A 19,493-nucleotide genomic window follows, 5' to 3' on the forward strand; every position below is an offset into this window, starting at 1 on the left:
TTTAAAGAACTTTTCTAACTAACTTACCGCTTCAGCGCCTCGTCGTTAGGGGTGCGTATCTTACGCTTCCCAATTTGAGAGTCAAGCATTTTTTCAAATTCTTTTTTCTCTCTTCCCGACTCGCTGTGTGACTTTCGTCTCACTCCGTGTCGGTGGATGCGCAGTATAGGGAATCCAGAAATGAGCGCAACCCTTTTTTTGAAAAAAACATTCCAAGCGGTCACTTATCCATCAAATGCGTAATATCTGCATATTTCTTCGTCACATTTGAGACATATCACAGCAATTGGTTGGAAAAACACCAACCATATACGTAAGATTCATGTGTCTATTTTGTTAATAGGCAGCCAATCTCTTTATCATCTATATGTAGTAATCAAAATGACGTCTAAAAAAAATCTGATCTTGTGTGCTGGGTTGGCGGTCATTGGGGGAATCATCTTCTCTCAGTTACCTGTGCCACCTGCCTTGAGCTTTGTTATCGGTGTTGTCGCTACTGCTTTTCTTTTTTCACTTTCTAGCAAAACACCTGTTCTTCAATCTTCGGATTCCGATCCTTCAACTAAAACGCTGTATGTCGGCAACCTTCCTTATAAGGCAAATGAGAGTCACGTTCGTGATTTGTTTGCTGAGTATGGTCAGGTTTATGCAGTACGCTTAATGAAAGATAAGCGCACTGGTAAAAGAAGAGGGTTCGGTTTTGTAGTGATGGCTGCGGCAGATGCAAAACCTGCTATCGCTAAACTCAATGAGAAGGAATATATGGATCGTACGCTTAAAGTACGTATCGCTAACGACCCTAAACACCCGGATGGCGGTAAACCTGAACAGGATTAAATCCTAAGTTCGCCAAACAGGTATTCAGTGCATCTTCTTGCCAAGGAGGTGCACTGGCATAAATCTTCTTGCTCCCCTCCTCTTTACTCTCTTCCTTCATATCACTTGTTAGTAATGCCTTTACTCGACGAGCAATGGCCTCACCAGAATCAACTAACGTAACCTCTCCACCTAACGCTTGATGGATTTCGTCTTTTATTAGAGGAAAGTGAGTACAACCTAGCACTGCAACGTCCACTTTATTACGCAGTGGGAGAAGAATGCTTTCCAGCTCTGGAAGAGAGATGCTTTCACCACGTAGCTTTTCTTCTGCCATATCCACTAATCGAGTAGAGCCTAATAACTCGACTGGTTTACCTTGGGCAAAGTCGCGGATAAGTTCATGGGTATATTGACGAGTTACGGTCGCAGGCGTAGCAATGAGTCCTACACCTTGAGAAGCGAGTAACGAGGCAGGCTTAATCGCAGGCACCACACCGACAACTGGAATAGATAGATTCGCACGCAGTGATGGCAGCACTATGGTACTTGCTGTATTGCAGGCGATGACGACGATGTCAGCTTGATGCTCTTCGACCAACGCTGCCACCAGCTTATTAACGCGAGTAATCAACACATCTTGATCGAGTTCGCCATACGGATAGGCTTCGTTATCGAACAGATACAAGTAATCCATGTGTGGTAGAAGTCGGTGGATTTCTTGGAAGACCGATAGCCCTCCGACACCGGAATCAAACACTAGGACTTTTTTCTTACTTGATGTTCGCACGAGTCTTACCTGCAAATTAGAGACTCGGCGATCATACTGGTTAGATTTGTTTTGGCAATGCTTTGGCTTGGTATCTTTGATGGCTGAATCGCTCCCCTATTTCCACTTCAAGCTTAGTCAATTCTATATGTCCTTGAAATGATGGGGTTGATGTCACCAATGTATGGAATTCACCATCTTCTCCGCAGGGATCAATATGACCGGGCAATGACTCAATCAGCGCTTTGTCATACCAACGTCCACACCACTCGGGCGGCAACACCTCCCCATCTGTGGTAATTAACATGGTTTGAATACCACGCTCGACAATTTCAAATGCCAATGCCTTGCTCTCTTCCCCCAGTAATGGGAATACGCACTCCCAACCGGCAGGTTCAATATAGCTGCGACGATAGTCTGCAATGCCATTACAGAACATATCGCCAAACGCGACCGCTTCTACATTCAGTCCGCTGCTTTGTAATGCATTAACGATAGTTGATTGATAAATGTCGTTACTCGGGAACACTTCAGGCAGTTCGATAGTTATGAGCGGAAGGCCAAGTAAGTCTGCCTGCATTTGCACGACCTCAAGCGGGGTTGCTTGGAAAGGCACTTCTTCATCTACATAGGTGGTGTACAAACCAACTACCTGATAGTGCGGATTTTCGTTTAGTCGCTCTAACGCTAACGTGGAGTCTTTTCCACTCGACCAACTGATCACGACATGTTTCGGTTCTGTCATCTTTTTTCCTTGTTACCTATTTCCACCCGGACCTGACTCACAATAAGAAAGACCGCCGATGTGGCGGTCTTGTTGGTATTAATTAGAAGCGGTAATCCGCAGAGACAAAGTACTGACGCCCTGGTGTCGCGTAGCCCACGTACATCTCGTAATCTTTATCAAAAGCGTTGCTTAGCTTCGCGTTGATATCCCAGTTTTGGTTTACTGCGTAAGAAGCCGTAAAGTTCCATAGGCTATAGCTAGGCAGTCTTGTGTTGCCATTAAAGCGTTCACCTTGGTAAAGGTACTGCGAGCCCAACGTCCATTGGTCAAACGTCGCGTAAGCGTTCCACTTAGCACCGCGCTTAGAGCGGTATGCTAGCTGGGTATCTTCTGCACCAGACTTATCGACAGGATCTTTATAATCTAGGTAGAACTCATGAGATACGATATCTGTATCGAGTTTCACTTCTAGTTCGACACCCTTGATCTCGGCTTCACCCACGTTTTGCATACCAAAGCCTTCCCAAATCAACATGTTTTCAATTTGGTTGTAGTAACCCGTCACCGTCCAATCAACAATTGATACGCCTCCAGAGACAGAAATCTCCGTGTTTTCTGACTCTTCCGGTTTTAGGTTTGGCATTTCGTAACCCGGGTAGTACAAGTCAACAAAACTCGGCGCGCGGAAGGCGGTACCATGGCTAAGCGTTAACTCGTAACCTTCGTAAAACGTCCACCCCGCAGCAGTTTGCCACGTGGTGTTGTTACCAAACTGGTTGTTGTCGTCATTACGTACGCTTGCTTCTAATGTCCATACGTCATAAGCGTATTGAGCAATAGCGCTAACAGCGAAGTTGGTTCTTGGGTTCTTTTCTGGATCGTAACTCTGAGAAGGTCCCCAATCACTTGGTGCAATGTAGCCCTTCGCGAGCTTCTCTGTACGGTAATCCAAACCACCACCAACACTGAGTTCCTCGGTAACACTGTACGAGTTCAACCAAATCGCATTGAACTGCTCAATAGCAATATGATCCCCCGCAGTTTTACTTTGACCTGATTTGTGGTCGTAGTTGTCTTGTTGACCATAAGCCAACTTCAATTCAGATGAGTAAACGTCTTTGTTGTATTCCAACGACAAGTCGGCGCCGACATACTCTACTTCACCCGTTTTCTTCTCGTGCTTATCAACCGTGCCCCAAGCTGGGTTGCCATAGCTACTATTGTCGTAGTCATATTCATTGTTGTAAGCGCTCAACCCAACGTAACCAGATAAGTTATCAGAGAAGTTTTGTTGGTAGCCTAGTTTAAGGTTGAGCGTTTCAAAGCCATGCTCATCACCATCGTTCACACCTGGCAGAGGTTTAACATTAAAACCATCTGTTTTCTCGTAACCGAGCACGCCCTTAAAGTGTTTACCGTCACCTACGGGCTTAGAGACAACAAACGTGCCTTTCTTGTGATTATCCGATCCATAGCCGACCGATACACGGCTCGCGTCATTATCAATGTCTGCACGAGTAATAATGTTGATTACGCCAGAGATCGCTTCTGAACCATAGATAGAGGCACGTGCACCACGAATGTAGTCGATACGTTCGATAGAGTTGATTGGAAATTGATTAAAGTCGATACCCCCCATGATTGCACGAGGCATACGAACCCCATCAACCAAAACGAGTACTTGAGACGAGCTACCACCTCGAACGTAGATGGATGCAGATTGACCACGCCCACCGTACTGAGCAACTTCAACACTCGGCAGTGTACGGAACACATCAAACAAGCTATCAGCTTGAAGGCGTTTGATATCTTCTTTGGTTACCGTAACGGTTTGTGCGAGAACCGCACCATCAACTTGTTTGAATCGGTTTGCAGTAACGACAACCGTTTCGTCTGCCGAGGCTTCTTGGGCCTGTAAATAAAAGGTAGGTGAAAGCAGCGATGCACACGTGATCGCAAGAAATGTTTTTCTCATTGTATTGTCCTAAGTCGCGTAATTCCTACTGAGCCCTACTCGTATTGAGCAGTCCAGTGCTGTGGCTCAGTTGCTGGCAGGTATTCGGACTTAAGAGCGAGGTTACACCATCCTACTTGCTCGACTTCCCACATAAACTAATGCAGTGTCTTGATGAGCGTTCGTTCTCTTTTACCGCTGCGCGTCAGTTCTGGATTTCCACCAGATTCCCATTTCAGCCATCTAGATTGCTAGATAGCACCAGCTTGGGGCAAATACTATTAAGCTATTGATTATTTGTCCAGCCAATATTAGCCCTAACAATTGTAACGTTTTGGTTCATTTCGACCTCAACTGACACAGAACACACTATCTTTAAATCAATTGGGGCACAAAACTGGACATCCTATTGAGATTGAATAAAATCTGCGCTCTTAAATTGAATGCACCATAAAAGGTAAGATCATGGCTACTCTTGATGTAAATCCACAACGCTACCAAGAACAACTGGCTGAAAAAGTCGAACGTCTCACTGATATGTTCGCGCCATACAACGTGCCAGAGCTGGAAGTGTTTGAATCACCAGAGCAGCACTACCGTATGCGTGCTGAGTTCCGTGTTTGGCATGAGGGTGAAGACCTTTACTACATCATGTTCAACCAAGAAACTCGTGAGAAATACCGCGTTGACCAATTCCCAGCAGCAAGCCGTCTGATCAACGACCTGATGCCACTATTGGTTGAAGCGATGAAAGACAACGAATCGCTACGTCGTAAACTGTTCCAAGTGGATTTCCTATCGACGTTAAGCGGTGAGATTCTGGTTTCACTGCTTTACCATCGCCAACTTGATGAAGAGTGGATTGAAAACGCGAAAGCCCTGAAGCAGCGTTTGAATGATGAAGGCTTCAACCTAAACATCATTGGTCGTGCTCGTAAAATGAAGATTGTCCTAGACCGCGACTACGTGATCGAGAAGCTAGACGTGAATGGCCAAAGCTACATCTACCAACAAGTTGAAAACAGCTTCACTCAACCGAACGGTAAAGTGGCAGAGAAAATGTTGGAATGGGCAGTCGACTGCACTCAAGAAAGCACTGGCGACCTACTAGAACTTTACTGTGGTAACGGTAACTTCTCTCTGGCGCTGGCACAAAACTTCGATCGCGTTCTCGCAACAGAGCTAGCGAAGCCATCTGTGGTTTCTGCGCAATACAACATTGCAGCAAACGAGATTGATAACGTGCAAATCCTACGTCTATCAGCAGAAGAGTTTACTCAGGCAATCGAAGGTAAGCGTGAATTCCGCCGCCTACAAGATGCAGGTGTGGATCTGAAGAGCTACAACTGCAATACGATTTTTGTCGATCCACCACGCTCAGGTATGGATGTCGACACTTGTAAGATGGTGCAAGGTTACGAGCGCATCATGTACATCTCTTGTAACCCAGAGACACTGAAAGAGAACTTGGACATTCTATGTGAAACCCACAACGTGACACGTTTTGCTCTGTTTGACCAATTCCCTTACACACACCACATGGAAGCAGGTGTACTGTTGGAACGTAAAGCGTAATCCACCAGCATCAGACATAAAAAAAGCGAGCTCAATGGCTCGCTTTTTTGTTGGATTCGTTTTGCTTATTCAGCGGTAGTCTTCTTTTCCATAAAACCCAGTTTCTTACCGATCCACGCTAGGAGAATCATTGAAACTAGAATTGCGAAGAAGTTAGAGCCTGCTTCTGGGTATTGCGCTTTGATAAACGCAGAGTGACCAAATGCACCAACGAAGAAACACGCCAGACCAACAAGTGGGATATCTTCTGATACTGGGTTGTTAAGGTATTCTTGGTACAGCGCCTGTACAGCTAGCACGAGTGCAATCAGAGGGAAGATTGAAAAAGACACTTCGCTCATGGTCAACCATGACAACAAAGCATCACCACACATACCTGCAACCAGTGCCAAAATCAGCGTTTTCTTTTCAGATTTATTTCCATTCGACATTATTCTATCCCGCCTTTTAATCGGTTACGTTCACGTTCTTTGCGATACCAATAGGCCCCTTTGGCTATCATTCGCAATTGCATGATCAATCGCTCGGCGAGTTCATCGCGCTCACGTCGATCTAAATCTAAAGCTTCCGCACCAGAGCTAAACACCAAAGTAACCGACGCCTCTGCTTGAGTGAACGCCTCTTCTTTGGTCATGCCGGTGCTCATTAAGTACTCAGTTAATTCTGCCGCAAAATGCTGAATTTCTCGAGCGACGGCAGTACGAAATTCAGAGGAAGTGCCGGAGCGCTCACGCAACAATAAGCGGAAAACGTTAGGACTACTTTCAATGAATTCCATGAAGGTTTCAACTGAAGTTCGAATCACACTGCCTTCTTTGACAATACGCTGACGCGCCTGACGCATCAGTTGTCGCAACAACAAACCACCTTCATCAACCATGGTTAAGCCCAGCTCATCCATGTCTTTGAAGTGACGATAAAAAGAAGTCGGTGCAATTCCTGCCTCTCGGGCAACCTCACGCAAGCTGAGATTGGAAAAGCTGCGATCCGCACTGAGTTGATTAAATGCCGCATCGATCAACGATCGACGTGTTTTTTCTTTTTGCTGCGCGCGGATTCCCATCGATTTCATTCTTTAACTTGCTCTTTTTCTATTGGGTACGAGAGCTTCAATATAACGCATATCGCACCCACGTATAAAGCGACGTTATCTGTCGATAAGCGGCGAGCACGTTACTATTGCCATGCACCCAATTGCAATTGTCTCGCTTCAAATAGTAGACATACAGCATACCAATTAGTTCTTTTGGGCGATTCTGCGTGATCACTTCCACTCTCTAGCAGGCATTACGTGTTCCCAATAGAGTAAATGAGTTAAAATCCCGCTACAGCAATGTTAAGCAAATATAACAAGGAAGACATCATGGCGCATGCTAATCACTATGACGTGATCGTAATTGGTAGTGGCCCGGGCGGTGAAGGGGCGGCAATGGGATTGACCAAAGCCGGACTGAATGTTGCCATCGTAGAAAAGGAAAGCAGTGTTGGTGGCGGTTGTACGCACTGGGGAACCATACCATCCAAGGCATTGCGTCATGCGGTTAGCCGTATCATCGAATTCAATAGCAACCCATTATTCTGCCGTAATAACACCAGCCTTCATGCAACATTTTCTGACATTTTAGGTCATGCGAAATCGGTCATTGATAAGCAAACTCGACTTCGTCAGGGCTTTTATGATCGCAATTCATGCACACTGTTGTTTGGTACTGCGCGCTTTATCGATAACTACTCCATCGCCGTCATGCAAAGTGACGGTACGGACGAAGTGTACTCAGCGGATAAATTTGTTATCGCGACAGGCTCTCGTCCATACCAACCAAATGACGTCGACTTCTTGCATGAACGCATCTACGACAGCGACTCTATCCTGAGCCTGAAACACGACCCTCGCCACATCATCATTTACGGTGCGGGTGTGATTGGTTGTGAATACGCATCTATTTTCCGCGGTTTGGGCGTGAAGACCGACTTGATTAACACTCGCGACCGTCTGCTCTCTTTCCTAGATAACGAAGTCTCGGATGCTCTGTCTTACCACTTCTGGAACAGTGGCGTGGTGATTCGTAACGATGAAACATTCGAGAAAATCGAAGGCACTGAAGATGGTGTTATCGTGCATCTTCAATCTGGCAAGAAGATGAAAGCCGATTGCCTACTGTATGCTAATGGTCGAACGGGTAACACAGACAAACTCAACTTACCTGCGGTTGGACTTGAGGGTGATTCGCGCGGACAGCTCAAAGTAGATGGTAACTACCGTACAGAGGTAGAACACATCTACGCAGTCGGTGATGTAATTGGCTACCCTAGCCTAGCGAGTGCAGCGTATGACCAAGGTCGTTTCGTGGCACAAGCCATCACTAAAGGACAAGCTGACGGTAATCTGATTGATGACATCCCAACGGGTATCTACACCATTCCAGAAATCAGCTCAGTGGGTAAAACCGAGCAAGAACTGACTGCGGCGAAAGTGCCTTACGAAGTGGGACGTTCTTCGTTCAAGCATCTCGCTCGCGCACAGATTGCAGGTAAAGACATCGGCAGCTTGAAAATCCTCTTCCATCGCGAAACCAAAGAGATTCTTGGTATTCACTGCTTTGGTGAGCGCGCTGCGGAAATCATCCACATCGGCCAGGCCATCATGGAACAAAAAGGTGAAGCTAATACGATTGAATACTTCGTCAATACCACCTTCAACTACCCGACGATGGCAGAAGCGTATCGCGTAGCGGCGCTGAACGGTTTGAACCGATTATTCTAATTCAATTGGGCTGCCATGATCCAAAAGCTAAAACAGCAGGTTTCGACCTGCTGTTTTTTATGTGTAACTAGGCAAGAAAGCTTCCCTTGCGCCATTGATAGAAGAAGATAGCGCCAAGTCCAATCCCTCGCATTGCCATGAAACTGGTCATCGCAAACCACAGCGCATGGTTTTGCCAGCCAGAGAACAAAAAGAAAATCGCAAAGAAACAACAAGTCGCCACGAACATACTGTTTCGCATGTCTTTACCTTTAGTGGCACCAACAAAGATGCCATCAAATAGGAAACACCACATCGAAGCTAATGGCATGAGCACCAGCCATGGTAAATATACCGACGCTTGCTGCTGCACCGCGTCAATCGAAGTGATCATGGCGATCAAGTGCGATCCCGCCAAACCAAATACCGCAGTCAAACCTAAGCAGATGATCAGACTCCAGAAGAAAGTACCAATCAACGAAGCACTGAGTTGCGCTCGGTCTTTGGCACCAATCGCTTTGCCAACCATGGCCTCCATGGCATAGGCAAATCCGTCCATGCCATAGGAAATCATCATCAAGAAACTCATCAATACCGCATTAGCCGCAACCACATCATCACCAAAGCTCGCACCTTGAAAAGTCATAAAGCTAAACGTAGCTTGTAAACAGAGCGAGCGTAAGAAGATATCGCGATTGAGTTTTACGAACCGCCCTAGCCCATGTTGAGTATCGGTTAGCAGGCTCTTAGGTGATGGCAACTGACGCGATCGCCATGTTTTCCACACACACATCAAGCCAAACGCCATGCCTGAGTAATCAGCTATTACCGATGCCAGCGCTGCGCCTTCTACTTTCCAGCCTAAGCCAATAACAAACAGTAAATCGAGCGCAATATTGGTCACGTTGGTGATGATCACCATCCACATTGGGGCTTTGGAGTTTTGCGTTCCGAGTAGCCAGCCCAACAACACAAAGTTCATCAGCGCTGCGGGGGCGCTCCATACACGGATAGCAAAATACTGCATGCCGTAGTGCTTCACTTCCGCACTGGCATCACTCCAACCAAATATCAGATCTGCGATCGGGTTATGGGCAATAAGAAAGACTAACGCAAACAGCAGTGCCATCAGTGAGCCTTGCATAAACACCAACGCGAGTTGTTTTCGATCCTCACCACCATAGGACTGCGCCGCTAATCCAGTAGTCGACATACGTAAGAAGCCAAGCAACCAGAATGTCACACTGATCATGGTACTACCAAGGGCAACACCGCCTAGATACCAAGCGTGTTCAAGGTGACCGATCACCGCAGCGTCAACCAAGCCCAAGAGTGGAACAGTAATATTCGACAGCACCATAGGAATAGCGAGCGCTAACACTTGGCGATGCACTTGAGGATTCGATAAAGGAGAGAAGATAGAGTTTGTCACAGGCACCTCGTTGTTTAGATCAGCGAGTGTACCTGAGTACTAAGGGTCTGTTGACCTTTAGAGCTTATTTTTGCAGCTGTTTGTGGGTTCTCACTATTCAATCAAAAAAAGAAAAAAGTTTGAAATGCAGCCACTCAGTACAGGAAGGTCACAAAGCTGCCAAGGGTTCGGCTAAAAGCGCTTTACTCTTTGTTGATAGGTCATTGCTTAGAGTGACTAAGCGGCTAACCTATCGTCGCGATTAAAACGCTTTTATCTCGAACAAAATTTAACCGCAAAAGGTAAACAGACCCTCGTGCCTAGCCAATTACCACTTGATGTGAACGAGGACTGGCGTGAGGCGATGCTTCAACATTGGGATCTTATTCAACCAACGTTGCCATGCTTTCCAACGTGAGCAGAATCGGTCGAATGGCGAGAAGGCTTTCACCCATTGCGCCCATGGCAGCCAATGCAGTACTTGTTGTGCTGGTGCTTCAAAACCATGTGCATACGTATCTGAGCCGAGCTTCTGACCCCATTTACTTTCGGTTAAATCACCCGCTAGCACCATGCAAACTTCTGCTGAAACAAAATGACGGCCCAGAGTTTGGATGAAAGTCGCAACGCGCGATTCATCACAATCGAGTAAAGCCATCTCACACAGAATCAATACTGGCGCTTTTTCAGGGATGCGTAGTTCATCTAACCAACTCATGTCTTCTACGCTACCGCAACGATGCTCGTAACGTTCGTTTTTATGGAACAATCGCTGACGCCAAACCAGATTCTCGGTGACATCCAGTTCAATCCAGTGACAACGACCATTGTCCAAACGGTAGAAGCGCGTATCTAAGCCCGCACCAACGTTAATGATCCAAGCGTCTGAGTGTTGTTGAAGAAAGTGACTGACCTGCTGATCGCACAGTTGAGTTAAAGTCACGTGCAGCAGCTGCTTCTGATCGACGTCGCCACTGATGCAATCTGGTGCCATCTTGCAGCTCAAGCACGCTTTTGCAGCGATCGGATCGTACACCAAGCCGTTATCGACCAAGCTTTCGCGGCTGCGCAAAAACAACGGTTTCAACAGATGATTAGGTACGTGATGTTGAGGCTTGGACATGGGCATTTCCTTGCGCCGAAAAGAAAATGGTTAAATGGAATTAGATGATAATAAATCTCAATATCACTTGCAAGTTTTAACGCAACAACCAAACGCTCTGAATCAGGCCGAGCGTAACTGTGCTCGGAAGAAAAGAAATATGCTTTGAAGAAAATAAAAGTGGGAATAGAAAGCGCAGAAAACACAAAGCCCAGCAGAACGCTGGGCTTTATTAGAATGCTTGAGGTAAAAACCTACATCCAGTCGGTGTTACGGATGATGCCAACCGCCAGACCTTCAATCGTCAGATGTTGCGACGTTAGGTCAACTTGGATTGGTGAAAACTCTTCGTTCTCTGCATGCAGTAGAACCGTAGAACCTTTGCGCTCTAAACGCTTCACCGTCACATCGTCATCAACACGTGCAACCACAACTTGACCGTCGCGCACATCTTGAGTTTTGTGCACAGCCAGCAAGTCGCCGTCCATAATACCGATGTCTTTCATACTTTCGCCGTTTACGCGAAGTAAGAAGTCTGCTTTTGGTTTGAACATCGCAGGGTCCACTTGGTAGTGAGACTCCACATGCTCTTGAGCCAGAATCGGCTCACCAGCAGCAACTTGACCAATCAAAGGCAGACCTTGATCGTCGTTTGCCGCATCTTCAAGTAGGATTCGGATCCCGCGAGATGCGCCTGGAATAATTTCAATCGCTTGTTTACGAGCAAGCGCTTTTAGGTGTTCTTCTGCGGCATTCGCAGAGCGGAAGCCAAGCTCACGCGCAATCTCTGCACGAGTTGGTGGCATTCCGGTGTCTTCGATTTTGCTTTTAATCAAATCGAAGACTTGTTGTTGGCGTGGCGTTAACGGCTTCATATGTCACCTGTCTTTTTATACAGTTAACTGTGAGTATATCCAGTAAATGGACAAATGAAAACCCAATTGGTTGTTTTTTAATTTATTTGCGCCAGTTTCAGATCCCATCCACAAACCTCAAGTGAGCATGCGTTTTAAACACGCATTCGGCAATTCGTCTAATGAAAGCAACAACCTAGGGGTTCGACTAATTTCCGCTCAATAAAATTAAAAGGTTTGACCAGTTTCTGGTATCCTTGCTGCGCTTAAATTTTATCGCCTAGGCTTATTTCTATAGCCGTATCTATTACCTTCTCTTTAGAAGAAGGCAAAGCGGACACTGAAATAAGGTTAGGCTTGTTTGAATACCTATTGAGGCTGTGAACTTTATGTCTTCTGGACAATCATTTTCACGTTCATTACTAAAACTACCTTTATCGGTAATGGTAAAGGGCACCACAATCCCATCGAATCCGATTGATGATCTCAACATCGACCTCACTAAACCGATTGTGTATGCCTTGCCGTTCCGTTCGAACGTGGATTTGCTGACACTGCAAAAACAAGCTTTGAGTCTTGGTCTGCCTGACCCGCTCAGTCCATTGGAAATTAATGGAAAGACATTAACTCGTTACGTGTTTATCGCGTCTCGTCCAACTGTGATGAGCAACGATAACGATGTACCAAGCGAGTCGGTTTCTCTATTTACAGAGTTACTAGAACTGCACAAACTCGACAGCGAGTTAGACGTTCAAATGATCCCTGCAACTGTGCTTTGGGGTCGTAAACCTGGTAAAGAAGAAAACCATAAGCCGTACCTGCAACCAATGAATGGTCCGCAAAAGGCAAAAGCGGTCATGGCAGCTGGTCGTGACTGCTTGGTGCGTTTTAGCCCAGTGGTTTCACTGCGTTACATGGCAGACTCTCACGGTACCGACAGCGCTATTGCACACAAGCTAGCGCGCGTTGCACGTATCCACTTCTCTCGTCAGAAGCTCGCGGCATCGGGTCCAAACCTACCTCAACGCCAAGTGCTGTTTGCACGCTTAATGAAATCGCCAGCGATTGAAAAAGCAATTGAAGACGAAGCGCAAAGCAAAAACATTTCTATCGAGAAAGCACGCAAAGAAGCCCATGACATCATGGACGAGATTGCAGCGGACTTCTCGTATGGTTTGGTGAAAAACGGCGATCGTATTCTTGGCTGGTTGTGGACGAAGCTGTACCAAGGTCTGCACATCAACAACGCTTCGACGGTTCGTCGCTTAGCACAAGATGGTCATGAGATCGTGTACGTACCATGTCACCGCAGTCACATGGACTACCTATTGCTTTCTTACGTTCTATATCATGAAGGCATGGTGCCACCACACATTGCTGCAGGTATTAACTTGAACTTCTTCCCAGCGGGCCCAATCTTCCGTCGTGGTGGTGCTTTCTTTATTCGTCGTAGCTTTAAAGGCAACAAGCTGTACTCAACGATTTTCCGTGAGTACCTATCAGAGCTGTTTGCTAAAGGTTATTCGGTAGAGTACTTCAGTGAAGGTGGTCGTTCACGTACTGGTCGTCTGCTTCAAGCAAAAACCGGTATGTTGGCAATGACGATTCAAGCCATGCTACGCGGTCTAAACCGTCCAGTAACACTAGTGCCCGTGTACATCGGTTACGAGCATGTAATGGAAGTGGGTACTTACGCCAAAGAGCTTCGCGGTTCACGCAAAGAGAAAGAAAACGCAGGTCTTGTGCTGCGTACTCTGCGTAAGCTGCGCAATTTTGGTCTTGGTTACGTTAACTTCGGTGAGCCAATTCAGCTAAACCAATACCTGAACGAACATGCGCCAGAATGGACGAAAGACATCGATCGCATGGGCGGCAGCAAACCACAATGGATGAACCCTGTGGTGAACGGTCTGGCAAACAAGATGATGACGCACATTAACGATGCGGCAGCGACCAACGCACTAACTCTATGTGCGACCGCGCTGTTGGCTTCTCGTCAGCGTGCATTATCTCGTGACTCTTTGATCAACCAGATTGAATGCTACCTGAAGCTACTTAAGAACAACCCTTACTCAAACACTTCAACGGTTCCAACAGAAACGGCTGAAGAGTTGGTGGATCACGCTATCTCACTTGATAAGTTTGTGATTGAAACCGACACCATGGGTGACATCATTTCGCTGGATCGTAGCCAGTCGATTCTGATGACTTACTACCGCAACAACATCATTCACCTGTTCGCCCTACCTTCATTGATTGCTCAGATGATTATTCGTCAGCGCAACGTGACCGTAGAAAAGATTCAAGAAAACGTCGCTCAAATCTACCCATTCCTTAAAAAAGAGCTGTTCCTAAGCTACAAGGAAGAAGAGTTGAACGAGCTAGTCGTGAAGATTTTGAACGAGTTCATTGAACAGAAGATGGTTTGCCAAGATGGTGACAAACTGGAAATTAACCAGTCAAACAACCAATCATTGGTTCTGTTGGGTCGTACTATCACAGAAACACTGCAACGTTACTCTATCGCAATGAACCTACTGGTAGCAGACCAAGAGCTGGGTAAATCTGACCTTGAGCAGAAGAGCCAAGACATTGCACAGCGTTTGGGGCGTCTGCACGGTATTAACGCGCCAGAGTTCTTCGATAAAGGTGTATTTACTGCAATGTTCAATACGCTGAAAGAGCAGCAATACCTAGATAGCGACGGTAACTGTGACCTTGAGAAGACACAGCAATTTGCCAAACTGTTGTTTGCTCTGCTTTACCCAGAAGTGAAGTTGACCATCGAAGAGAGTATCCACCAGTTGCAAGCATAGTTCGCTTAAGCTCGATACTCATCTCGACAAAAACACAAAAGGCATCCAATCGGATGCCTTTTTTCTATCTGAGTGTTTGTACTATGCCGTTACCAGAAAGCGATAACCAGACCGACCGCAATCACCATTCCCACATAGTTATTGTTAAGGAAGGCTCTGAAACACAAGTCGCGATCTCGATGGCGAATCAAATGTTGCTGGTACACGAACAATGAAGCAGCCACCAGAATCGTCCAGTAGTAGCTTTGGCCAAGTTCATAGTGCTGACCAAGCAACACCAACATCGCCAAGGTAATCAACTGTAGAACGCCAATCACCAGCTTATCGTGGCGACCAAACAAGATAGCCGTTGATTTGATGCCAATCTTTAAATCATCATCTCGGTCGACCATCGCGTATTGAGTGTCGTAGGCGATCGTCCATAAAGCATTAATCGCAAACACAAACCACACAATCAAAGGCAATTCGCCTGTTTGTGCTGCCCACGCCATCGGAATCGCCCAACTAAAAGCCAGACCTAAAAACAGCTGCGGCAAATGGGTGTAACGCTTCATAAATGGATAAATGAAAGCCAAAAAGATGCCAGCGAAGGAGAGCTTGATCGTCAGTGGGTTCATGGTCAGCACTAATAAGAAAGAGCTGATACCCAAAACCAAAAACAGACCAATCGCTTCTTTCGAGGTCACTTTACCCGATGGTAAAGGACGCTGTTTGGTGCGTTTCACATGCCCATCAACTTTACGGTCGGCAAAGTCGTTAATCACACAACCAGCGCTACGCATTAGGAACACACCTAATACAAACACGATGAGTACATTCCAACTTGGTATGCCTTGGGCGGCAATCACAAGTGCCCAAACCGTCGGCCACAATAACAAGAGTGAGCCAATTGGGCGGTCCATTCGCATCAGTTGCCAATATGCTTTGGCTTTGTCTGCGGACATTTACACCTTCTCCTTAGCGTAAACTGGTGAATTTGGTAAGAATAACTCAGCAACCAGCATGGGTTTGTGATTCATCCACAGTCTTGAGCGTCGCGCTAAAAAGCGCCCCTCCTGTGGCAAACTAACCCATCCCATTTGCAGAGCATCGCGTTCAACGTTATCGGCGCTGAACACAGTTAAACCCAGCGGGATATCTCCTTGCTGAGCTAAGTCATATTGTTGATCGACCAAGGTTGAACGAGGAATGAGCGTGCGGCCAATGACCCAATCCGTATTGTCGCCACATAAAATCACCTCTCTCAGTAGGCAATCTTGCTCAGACAATAGCTGGCTCTCATCCTGTTTTAACGTCTTGGCTGTGACGATCTGATTGTGCAGCAATTCCACTGTTAAGCGTTGGCAATGCTGACCTAAACGACGTGACAAAGAGCCCTGTTCTTCAAGCCAATGCTTGGCGAATTCGCTAGGGAATTCAAAATCTTCGGGGTTTTGCCACTCTACTTCCAATAAAGAAGTAAGATAGAGTGATGTCGGCTGATTCATACTAGTATTCAATTGGAGGCTTTATGCGTACAATAAAGCAACAACTTACCGTCTTATTGAAACCGTAAGTTCCGTTATTTGTTTTAGACGGTCTATTGTATCAAGACTGAAGCGATTCGAATATCGCGATCCAGAGAAAGAAAAGTTAGAAATATGTACAAACGTTATGTAGCCCAAATTATTTTCGCGCTAAGTCTGCTTATTTCAGCACCAAGTTGGGCTGAATCAGAAGAAGCTGCACCTAAGTTAGCCTACTTCACGCTAGAACCCGATTTGACCACAAACTTCTACACCAAAGGCAACAAACTGGGTTATGTGCAAGTACGTATCGACATCATGGTCATGAGCCAACAGGACCTTGCGGTTGTAGAACATCATCAGCCATTGATCCGCGATGCGGTGATTGAGCTTCTCGGCAAGCAAACAGAAGATACGATCAAGTCTTTGTCTGGCCGTGAAGACCTGCGCAAAACGTTGGTGAAAGAGCTCAACGAGACTTTGCTGCCAGAGACAGGCAAAACCATCATCGCTGATTTGCTGTTTACCAAATACCTTTATCAATAGTGTGAACAGCTAAAGCTGACGAGCTCATCTCTATAAGCGAAAGACAGATAAACAAAAGACCGCCGATTGGCGGTCTTTTTTTGTTGGTATCGATAAATCATTAACTCAGGAGGCTTGTTGATATTTCTGCTTACCGGAATCAAACAGCGCAATCGCCATCCCAGAAAGCAAACCCACCAAGTGTGCCGTATTAGCAATCGCCATAAATGGCTGAACAAAACCAAGCACTAGCCACACCAACATAAAGCCAATAATAGGTTTAGGCAGTGTTAAACCGAGATGTGGGCAGCGGTAACCAAGGATCCACAAGTAACCAAGCAGCGCATAAACCACACCAGATAAACCACCGAAGTTCGCCCCTTCCACATAAAACTGCCCTGCACCAGATAGTGCCGCAGAGATAAAGAAGATTTGCAGTAACTTACCAGAACTCAAACGACGCTCGATATCCCCGCCCAATTGCCACCACCACAAGAGGTTGAACACAATATGGGTAACAGAGAAGTGCAGCAGTGCATGACTAACCCAACGCCAGAGCTGCCACTGTTGTCCTTCAAAAGCTGGGAAATGGAGCAGAGCAAACACGCCATCACCAAAACCGAACATCTGCAAAAAGTAGATAACCGTACAAACGGCCATGATCAATAAGGTCACGGGGCCCGCTTTGGCTTTCACCATGCCCATGATGCTTGGGCTGGAATAATGGAATTTACTCTTACGAGTATCGGCAACGTCCCACGAGGCGGCGCTGTATTTCGAAGCAGAGGGGTTCGCTAAAAACTGCTTTAGTTCTGCTTCGACTTCAATTTCATGCTGTGCATCCGCCAGCCAAAGTGCAAACTGCCCTTCACCTTCTGGCATCATCTGGATATCTATCTTGCGCGATGCCATGTAATCAATGAAGGCTTGCGCCATACGTGGATTATTTAACGTTACCAATCTCTTCATTAACTTCTCACTATCGGTAGTTCTGCTCGTTGCCAGGCTTCAAAGCCACCATCCACACTGTACACCTGTTCGAAGCCTTGGTTAACCAAATATTGCGCCGCACCTTGGCTACTGATGCCGTGGTAGCACATCACTAGAATTGGTTGTTCGAATTCCACATCGTTCATGAAAGGAACGATCGAATCATTAGTCAGATGAAAAGCGGACTCGGCATGCGCCACAGCAAAAGATTGTGGGTCACGAATATCAACAAGCCTTGCCTCTCCTTGTTCGAGCAATGCTTGAGCGCCTTGTACATCGATATGTTGAAACTGGTCCATTTACTTTCTCTATGTCGTTTTCGTTATTGACGCCATTGTAACCTATCCAAAGCCAAACTTAGACACAGAGATAGTCAGGGCATTAAACGCTGTACATATTCGCACCGTTTGTGGATAAATCTGTGAATTGCGTTGATAAAGTGTATTTGGATCATTTGATCCACAATATGTAGTAATGATCTTGATCTAACTGTGTGTATATTCACAACTATCCCCAAACCAAAAACGGCTTCAAAGCCTTATTTTGTCCGGCTTTCGAACAGTTGATGAATAATTACTTCACAGAGTTATACACAGGTAGCACAGATTAATTAGATCGCAAACGCTGTCTATTTTCGATCGAAAATAAAAAAGCCGAGATCACATGATCTCGGCTTTCTATGAAAATCTTACTTGAGATTAGAAGCGAAAGTTAGAACTCACCAACAGCAAGTTTCAATTTCTTCATCGCGTTCTTTTCTAGCTGACGAATACGCTCAGCAGAAACACCAAACTCATCGGCAAGGTCTTGCAAGGTTGCTTTCTCGTCATCTAACCAACGAGAACGAACAATGCGCTGGCTACGCTCATCTAGACTTGCAAGAGCATGACCTAGACGGTTATTGGTGTGTGTTTCCCAGTTTGCAGCTTCAATGTTATCGGCAACATCCGAAGACTTATCTTCTAGGTACACCATTGGCGCTGTGTACGAGTTTGCGCTGTCGTCATCGTCCATAGGCATATCAAACGTAGAGTCTACAGCCGCTAGACGAGATTCCATTTCGCGAACTTCAGAAGGCTCAACACCTAGCTCACGTGCAACAGTTTCAACTTCACCGTTGTTGAACCAACCTAGACGCTTTTTCGACTTACGTAGATTGAAGAACAACTTACGCTGTGCCTTGGTTGTCGCTATCTTAACGATACGCCAGTTACGCAGTACGTATTCATGGATCTCAGCTTTGATCCAGTGAACAGCGAAAGACACCAAACGCACACCCACTTCTGGGTTAAAGCGCTTAACAGCCTTCATAAGACCGATGTTGCCCTCTTGCACTAGGTCTGCCATCGGCAAGCCATAGCCTGAGTAGCCACGAGCAACGTGAACAACGAATCGTAGGTGTGACAAGATCAGGCCTTTCGCCGCATCTATCTCACCATTGTAGTGTAATCTTTCTGCCAGCCCACGCTCTTCTTCTGGTGTCAGCATTGGGTAGCTGTTTACAGAACGGATATAGCTATCAAGGCTATCTTGCGTGACTAGAGCCATCGGATACGCTTCTTTTGTCATTCAATTCCTCATCAATCTCTGATCTGGAGCATTACATTGCAATTTAGCTTGGCCATCTTGAACTCAAAATGAACAAGTTTCAAGAAGGGCGAGTAATTATCCATAAACAAATAGTCTATACAAGGGGTAAAAATTAG

The 19,493-nt window shown here is 46.1% G+C and carries 18 protein-coding genes and 1 riboswitch; of the genes, 5 read left to right on the top strand and 13 right to left on the bottom strand.

Annotated features, from left to right (window positions below; translation table 11 throughout):
• Positions 1–381: 381 nt before the first annotated feature.
• Complete coding sequence (locus VCHENC03_RS18915) at positions 382–837, top strand: RNA-binding protein (protein WP_009705144.1); 456 nt, start codon at positions 382–384, stop codon at positions 835–837.
• Here the strand turns inward: VCHENC03_RS18915 and murI are convergent.
• The 3 genes from murI to VCHENC03_RS18900 form a co-directional block, all read right to left on the bottom strand.
• The gene (murI, locus tag VCHENC03_RS18910; RefSeq protein WP_005438473.1) at positions 800–1,606 is read right to left on the bottom strand and encodes a glutamate racemase; all 807 of its coding nucleotides are present in this window, start codon (positions 1,604–1,606) and stop codon (positions 800–802) included. The genes VCHENC03_RS18915 and murI overlap by 38 nt on opposite strands.
• A 40-nt stretch (positions 1,607–1,646) precedes the next feature.
• Positions 1,647–2,330, bottom strand: a complete 684-nt coding sequence (locus VCHENC03_RS18905) for an ATPase (RefSeq protein WP_009705146.1) — start codon at positions 2,328–2,330, stop codon at positions 1,647–1,649.
• Between the two features lie 82 nt (positions 2,331–2,412).
• Positions 2,413–4,287 (bottom strand): TonB-dependent receptor domain-containing protein, encoded by a 1,875-nt coding sequence (locus VCHENC03_RS18900; RefSeq protein ID WP_009705147.1) that lies wholly within the window; start codon positions 4,285–4,287, stop codon positions 2,413–2,415.
• A gap of 58 nt (positions 4,288–4,345) precedes the next feature.
• A riboswitch (cobalamin riboswitch) is annotated at positions 4,346–4,547 on the bottom strand.
• Between the two features lie 184 nt (positions 4,548–4,731).
• Between VCHENC03_RS18900 and trmA the strand changes: the two genes are divergently transcribed.
• Complete coding sequence (gene trmA, locus VCHENC03_RS18895) at positions 4,732–5,841, top strand: tRNA (uridine(54)-C5)-methyltransferase TrmA (RefSeq protein ID WP_005438477.1); 1,110 nt, start codon at positions 4,732–4,734, stop codon at positions 5,839–5,841.
• 65 nt (positions 5,842–5,906) lie between these two features.
• Here the strand turns inward: trmA and VCHENC03_RS18890 are convergent, their stop codons facing one another.
• Together VCHENC03_RS18890 and fabR are read right to left on the bottom strand one after the other, a co-directional pair.
• Positions 5,907–6,272 (bottom strand): YijD family membrane protein, encoded by a 366-nt coding sequence (locus tag VCHENC03_RS18890; protein WP_005430908.1) that lies wholly within the window; start codon positions 6,270–6,272, stop codon positions 5,907–5,909.
• On the bottom strand, positions 6,272–6,913 hold the full coding sequence (fabR, locus tag VCHENC03_RS18885; RefSeq protein WP_005430912.1) for an HTH-type transcriptional repressor FabR: 642 nt from the start codon (positions 6,911–6,913) through the stop codon (positions 6,272–6,274). The genes VCHENC03_RS18890 and fabR overlap by 1 nt, the downstream gene beginning before the upstream one ends.
• A 261-nt stretch (positions 6,914–7,174) precedes the next feature.
• Between fabR and sthA the strand changes: the two genes are divergently transcribed.
• Positions 7,175–8,605: a Si-specific NAD(P)(+) transhydrogenase gene (gene sthA, locus VCHENC03_RS18880; RefSeq protein WP_083481808.1), complete on the top strand. Its 1,431-nt coding sequence runs from the start codon at positions 7,175–7,177 to the stop codon at positions 8,603–8,605.
• Between the two features lie 67 nt (positions 8,606–8,672).
• On the opposite strand, the gene dinF is transcribed toward sthA, so the two are convergent.
• From dinF to lexA, 3 genes are all read right to left on the bottom strand, one after another.
• On the bottom strand, positions 8,673–10,016 hold the full coding sequence (gene dinF / locus VCHENC03_RS18875; protein WP_009705149.1) for an MATE family efflux transporter DinF: 1,344 nt from the start codon (positions 10,014–10,016) through the stop codon (positions 8,673–8,675).
• Positions 10,017–10,323: 307 nt separating this feature from the next.
• Positions 10,324–11,118 (bottom strand): class I SAM-dependent methyltransferase, encoded by a 795-nt coding sequence (locus VCHENC03_RS18870; protein ID WP_009705150.1) that lies wholly within the window; start codon positions 11,116–11,118, stop codon positions 10,324–10,326.
• Between the two features lie 233 nt (positions 11,119–11,351).
• Positions 11,352–11,972 (bottom strand): transcriptional repressor LexA, encoded by a 621-nt coding sequence (gene lexA, locus VCHENC03_RS18865; RefSeq protein WP_005438488.1) that lies wholly within the window; start codon positions 11,970–11,972, stop codon positions 11,352–11,354.
• 368 nt (positions 11,973–12,340) lie between these two features.
• Between lexA and plsB the strand changes: the two genes are divergently transcribed.
• The gene (gene plsB, locus VCHENC03_RS18860; protein ID WP_009705151.1) at positions 12,341–14,767 is read left to right on the top strand and encodes a glycerol-3-phosphate 1-O-acyltransferase PlsB; all 2,427 of its coding nucleotides are present in this window, start codon (positions 12,341–12,343) and stop codon (positions 14,765–14,767) included.
• An 89-nt stretch (positions 14,768–14,856) separates the two neighbouring features.
• On the opposite strand, the gene ubiA is transcribed toward plsB, so the two are convergent.
• A complete protein-coding gene (gene ubiA / locus VCHENC03_RS18855; RefSeq protein WP_005438493.1) occupies positions 14,857–15,711 on the bottom strand; it encodes a 4-hydroxybenzoate octaprenyltransferase in 855 nt (284 codons plus the stop codon).
• A complete protein-coding gene (locus VCHENC03_RS18850; protein ID WP_009705152.1) occupies positions 15,712–16,254 on the bottom strand; it encodes a chorismate lyase in 543 nt (180 codons plus the stop codon).
• A 153-nt stretch (positions 16,255–16,407) separates the two neighbouring features.
• On the opposite strand from VCHENC03_RS18850, the gene VCHENC03_RS18845 reads away from it, so the two are divergent.
• Entirely contained in the window at positions 16,408–16,818 is a 411-nt protein-coding gene (locus VCHENC03_RS18845; protein ID WP_005438495.1) for a flagellar basal body-associated protein FliL, read from the top strand.
• Positions 16,819–16,923: 105 nt separating this feature from the next.
• Here the strand turns inward: VCHENC03_RS18845 and glpG are convergent, their stop codons facing one another.
• The 3 genes from glpG to rpoH all read right to left on the bottom strand — a co-directional run bounded on the left by glpG (position 16,924) and on the right by rpoH (position 19,356).
• Positions 16,924–17,766 carry a rhomboid family intramembrane serine protease GlpG gene (gene glpG, locus VCHENC03_RS18840; protein WP_005438496.1) on the bottom strand — a complete coding sequence of 281 codons (843 nt, stop codon included), beginning with the start codon at positions 17,764–17,766 and terminating at the stop codon, positions 16,924–16,926.
• Complete coding sequence (glpE, locus tag VCHENC03_RS18835; protein WP_005438497.1) at positions 17,766–18,086, bottom strand: thiosulfate sulfurtransferase GlpE; 321 nt, start codon at positions 18,084–18,086, stop codon at positions 17,766–17,768. Before glpE ends, glpG begins: the two co-directional genes overlap by 1 nt.
• A 412-nt stretch (positions 18,087–18,498) precedes the next feature.
• Positions 18,499–19,356: an RNA polymerase sigma factor RpoH gene (gene rpoH / locus VCHENC03_RS18830; RefSeq protein ID WP_005438499.1), complete on the bottom strand. Its 858-nt coding sequence runs from the start codon at positions 19,354–19,356 to the stop codon at positions 18,499–18,501.
• Between the last annotated feature and the right edge of the window lie 137 nt (positions 19,357–19,493).

Source organism: Vibrio sp. HENC-03, assembly GCF_000305755.2.
In the GTDB taxonomy this organism is placed as follows: Bacteria; Pseudomonadota; Gammaproteobacteria; order Enterobacterales; family Vibrionaceae; genus Vibrio; species Vibrio owensii.